This is a genomic window from Providencia sp. PROV156 (assembly GCF_028480905.1).
GTDB classification, from domain to species: Bacteria; Pseudomonadota; Gammaproteobacteria; order Enterobacterales; family Enterobacteriaceae; genus Providencia; species Providencia hangzhouensis.
The window spans coordinates 1-1,652 of the sequence record NZ_JAMPPE010000056.1; the positions used below are offsets into that span (position 1 = coordinate 1).

The 1,652-nt window shown below is 48.8% G+C and carries 2 protein-coding genes; both read left to right on the plus strand.

Going from position 1 to position 1,652, the window contains the following annotated elements; translation table 11 throughout:
• Positions 1 to 30: 30 nt before the first annotated feature.
• Positions 31 to 663 carry a type B-3 chloramphenicol O-acetyltransferase CatB8 gene (locus tag PSF31_RS21000; RefSeq protein ID WP_002075262.1) on the plus strand — a complete coding sequence of 211 codons (633 nt, stop codon included), beginning with the start codon at positions 31 to 33 and terminating at the stop codon, positions 661 to 663.
• Between the two features lie 123 nt (positions 664 to 786).
• Positions 787 to 1,608, plus strand: a complete 822-nt coding sequence (lnu(F), locus tag PSF31_RS21005; protein ID WP_070342367.1) for a lincosamide nucleotidyltransferase Lnu(F) — start codon at positions 787 to 789, stop codon at positions 1,606 to 1,608.
• Positions 1,609 to 1,652 lie beyond the last annotated feature (44 nt).

Genomic DNA, 1,652 nt, shown 5'->3' on the forward strand with positions numbered 1-1,652 from the left:
AGACGGCAAGAAAAGGTTCCACGAACTCTGATGAAAAACTACTTTAACAGCCCTTTCAAAGGGGAACTTCTTTCTGAGCAAGTGAAAAATCCAAATATCAGAGTAGGCCGGTATAGCTATTACTCTGGCTACTATCACGGGCACTCATTTGATGAATGCGCGCGATACTTGCTTCCAGATCGTGATGACGTTGATAAATTGATCATTGGCAGCTTTTGTTCTATAGGAAGCGGGGCTTCCTTCATCATGGCTGGCAATCAGGGGCATCGGCATGACTGGGCATCATCCTTCCCCTTCTTCTATATGCAAGAGGAGCCTGCTTTCTCAAGAGCACTCGACGCCTTCCAAAGAGCAGGTGATACCGTCATTGGCAATGATGTCTGGATAGGCTCGGAGGCAATGATTATGCCTGGCATCAAAATTGGAGACGGTGCCGTGATAGGTAGTCGCTCGTTGGTGACAAAAGATGTAGAGCCTTATGCCATCATCGGGGGAAATCCCGCAAAGCAAATTAAGAAGCGCTTCTCCGATGAGGAAATCTCATTGCTCATGGAGATGGAGTGGTGGAACTGGCCACTAGATAAAATTAAGACAGCAATGCCTCTGCTGTGCTCGTCAAATATTTTTGGTCTGCATAAGTATTGGCGCGAGTTTGCCGTCTAACAATTCATTCAAGCCGACGCCGCTTCGCGGCACGGCTTAATTCTGGCGTTGTGCTTACGAAAAAAACAAAAATCTGCGTATACCTTTCCTCATAATCTGTGGCTTCAATAAAAGGATATTTCTATGCTTCAACTGAAAATGATAGAACTCTTCAAGGAAGGTTGTCATGAGGATGCACGAATAATCGCGACATTGATGTTCGGCTCATTTGCTATCGGAGAGGGTGACGAGTTCTCTGATATCGAATTCGCAGTGTTCATCCAGGATGACCATTTTGAAAATTTCGATCAGCGCTCGTGGCTTAATGCCGTAAGTCCGGTTGCTGCTTACTTTCCGGACGACTTCGGCCACCACACCGCACTTTTTGAAAACGGCATTCGCGGTGAATTCCATTTCATGCGAAAATCGGACATACCGGTCATTTCCACTTGGCAAGGCTATGGGTGGTTTCCCTCGCTTGAGGCGGCTGTTTTGTTGGACCGATCAGGAGAGTTGTCAAGGTATGCAAGCGCTCTCGTGGGCGATCCCCCGATACGTGAAGGCGCGCCGCTGGTGGAAGGGCTTGTGTTGAACCTCATCAGCCTGATGCTCTTTGGGGCCAATCTTTTAAATCGGGGAGAGTACGCTCGCGCCTGGGCCTTGCTCAGCAAAGCCCATGAAAACTTACTCAAGTTGATCCGCCTTGACGAAAGGGCAACAGACCACTGGCCGACACCGTCACGCGCGTTGGAAAAGGATATCTCGGCGGACTCGTATAATCGCTACCTGGCATGCACATCCAGTGCAGAGCCGAGAGCACTATGTGTAGCCTATCGTGAAACCTGGAAGTGGAGTCTCGAATTGTACAAGAGTGTTGCAGAACCTCTGAACATCCCGCTTCCGAGAACTGTAATTACGCAGGCAAAAAGGTTGCTCAATGAGTCTGCGACGCCGCACAACAAGTAAATCCAGCGGACGCATAAAAACGCGCCGCTGATTTTGACGTTAGA

What these genes read in the sequence shown, in the direction of transcription:
- PSF31_RS21000 (WP_002075262.1), top strand. Translation starts at nt 31, where the DNA reads ATGAAAAACTACTTTAACAGCCCTTTCAAAGGGGAACTTCTTTCTGAG.